Origin of the sequence: Parasphingorhabdus sp. (assembly GCF_041748495.1) — a bacterium.
Taxonomy (GTDB): Bacteria; Pseudomonadota; Alphaproteobacteria; order Sphingomonadales; family Sphingomonadaceae; genus Parasphingorhabdus.
Map to the genome: position 1 here is coordinate 1 of NZ_JBGTDD010000017.1, position 2,806 is coordinate 2,806.

Annotated in this window: 1 protein-coding gene and 2 pseudogenes; 2 read left to right on the top strand and 1 reads right to left on the bottom strand. The window is 53.6% G+C overall.

Translation table 11 applies throughout. From position 1 onward, the window contains the following. Nucleotides 1-248: pseudogene (locus ACEW8J_RS01430) on the bottom strand (hypothetical protein); the annotation flags it as partial. A gap of 144 nt (nt 249-392) precedes the next feature. Between ACEW8J_RS01430 and ACEW8J_RS01435 the strand changes: the two are divergent. Both ACEW8J_RS01435 and ACEW8J_RS01440 read left to right on the top strand, forming a co-directional pair. Then, entirely contained in the window at nt 393-1,328 is a 936-nt protein-coding gene (locus ACEW8J_RS01435) for a tyrosine-type recombinase/integrase (protein WP_373489846.1), read from the top strand. A gap of 405 nt (nt 1,329-1,733) precedes the next feature. Then, nucleotides 1,734-2,806: pseudogene (locus ACEW8J_RS01440) on the top strand (hypothetical protein); the annotation flags it as partial.

Sequence of the window (2,806 nt, forward strand, 5' to 3'; positions counted from 1 at the left end):
CAGCGTTCCAGCGCCATCTCCAGTATCTGTGCCTGCACCTTGTCGGGGATCCGGTTCCATGCACGCTTGGGGCCGGGACGCTGATCTTCCAGCGCTTCTTCGCCAAAGCGCTGATACAGATCATACCAGCGGTAAAAGGTATACTGGCTGGATATCGTAAGAAAACACCTCGGGATAACGCCGAGGCTTTGTCTAGACGATGGTATCGGCTCAACAGAACGGAAAGGCTGAAGTTTGTAGATCAGCACTATACTGAAATCATTGAGATAGCGGTCAAACGTAAGAAGCTAATAACTGAACAAGCCAAGGAAAAGGCTGGGAAATAGCCCGACACAGAGATGAAACTCCAGTAGAATGTGAACATCAAAACACACAAAAGGAGTAGTCCATCAATGTCCCCGATTACCATTTCTGAAGCATGCACAATCTGGCTCGATCGTTGCCAGCTGGAGAAGCTAGAACGAGCTACAATCCACTCATATAGCTCGCATGTGACGCATCACATCATTCCCAACATTGGTTCGATCAAATTGGCAGATTTAACCGCTGCCGACGTTCGTCAGTTTCTTGATGCGATCCTTCGCGACAGCACTCGGTCGAATGCCAAGAAGGCGCTTACAAGTCTGCGTTCGCTTATCTCGGAGGTACAGGAGAGGGGGTTCGTTCAACATAACGTCGCGAGAGATGTGAAGCTGCGGCAATCAACGCGGCATGAACCCGAGCGCGTCTTTCCAAGCAAGGAAGAAATCAGATTGTTGATAGCCAAAGTGTCACCGCGCTACCGACCATTCATTGTCACCGCGATCATGACCGGCATGCGCATGTCTGAACTACGAGGTCTGCGTTGGTCTGATGTTGATTTTAAGCATAACCTTATCAGCATCCGGCAACGCGCTGATCGATACAATGAACTCGGTGTTCCAAAGAGCAAGGCAGGGCGCCGCGATATCCCGATGGGAGGTTTTCTCAGCAAGATACTGCAAAGTTGGATTGAGCATTGTCCGAAAGGTGTCGATGACCTTGTCTTCCCAAATGGCGTGGGCAGGGTGCAAAACCATTCCAACTTCTATAATCGCGTGTTCAGACCATTGATGGTCGAATGCGGGATTGTGGGTGACGATGGCAAACCGAGCTTTTCACCGCATTCACTTCGGCATGCAGCGGCATCGCTATTTATTGAGCAAGGTTGGCCGCCAAAGAAGATCCAAACCCTACTCGGGCATTCTACGATCATGATGACCTTTGACGTCTACGGGCACCTATTTAACGACCCGTCGAAAGACGTTGAGCTCATGGATAAGATGGAACAAGATTTGCTGGCTGCGTGATGTCACAAACACCGGTGTCTTTCGTGATTATACCCCAGAAAACAGTCATTTCCACTGGAATCATAATCCATGTGTCGGGGGTTCGAGTCCCTCCTCCGCTACCAACATGGCGGTTGTTTCATCCCAATCGGATCGACGTCCATAGCGGCGCTGCGACAGCCGCATCGACCGTCGTTTTTTGACATGATCGATGGGAATCACTTATTCATTCACAATCTCGTTCCGGTGGCATAGAGTGGTGCCGGGGGACATCATGGCACGGACCGGTCATTCTTCGAATTTCGGTGGCACCGGCGCAGGCCGGGGCGATATCGCTGCGCGCGTGGCTATGGGTGCAGGGATTGCGGTCCTATGGGGCTAAGCAGAGAATCGGGCTCGTCGGATATCAGGTAGCGGGAGGGAAATGTGAGCAAGATAAAAGCAGCGCTTGCCGGGACAGGGGTTTTCATGACGAGTGCATTTGCCATCGGCATGCTCATTCTGTCGCCGTGCGCCGTCGAAGCCAATGCCGTCATTGGATCGGACAATGGTCTCACCCATGCATTGATGGGGTCACCCGGATCCGGTCCGCCACAAAACTTGTCGCAAAATCCTGACGCTTCTGGCGATCGCGAACCTCCGGTGGCCGAGCCGGTGGAAAACAGGGCCTATGTCCCGCCCACTCAGGCCGAGCCGCCTTTGCCTCAATTGCCGCCGACGCCGGTTCTCCTGCAGCAGGATTATCCGGACTGCCGGGAAGATCATCTGCATCTCCCCGACCCGCATGACAAGGCCAAGAATATCAATCAATGCACCATGTTGCTGGACAATTATTACAGCAATGTGCTGGTCGAATATCGCAAGCGGATGAATGAATATCAGGACGAGATTTCCAGGATCTACACCGACAAGGTAGCGGGAAGAATGGAATATTCTGCTGCCAGCAGAGACCGGTTCTACAAGGACATGCGACAGGAACATGCAAATTCGGACGCCGATGGTCAGAATATGGCGGTCTACCGTGCCGCAGAGCAACTCTATCAGGCGGATCGAAGCTATCTGAGCGATCGCTATTGCTACAATACCGGATGCGGCGGCTATCCGGTCCCGGAAAATTACGGCTTCCTGAATCTGGAAAATACAGGCGGCGAAGCCGGAAAGCAAGGCAAAGCGAGCAAATCGAATGAAAGGGTCGGGAAAGCAGGGGGCGGCCAGGGATGCAAGAAATCGAGGGGTCGCGGCCAGTTGCTGGGCGGTATATTTGGCGGTGTGCTCGGCTCCGTTGCCGGACTGGACGGGGTTGGTGCAGTGCTCGCCGGTGCCGCAGGGGCGGTGCTGGTCGGCGAGATTGCGTGCCAATTGAGTCAAGAGGAGCAGGAAAAGGCCGCTGAGGCCACGTTCGCCGTGGTCGAGCAGGAAAAAGTGGGAGCGGTTGCCAATTGGCAAAGTCCTACCAGAGGAGATGTATCGGGTTCCTCGACCATTACCGCGCTGAACAC

Excerpts from the sequence above, each read along its gene's own strand:
- ACEW8J_RS01435 (WP_373489846.1), top strand. The coding sequence starts at position 393 with ATGTCCCCGATTACCATTTCTGAAGCATGCACAATCTGGCTCGATCGT.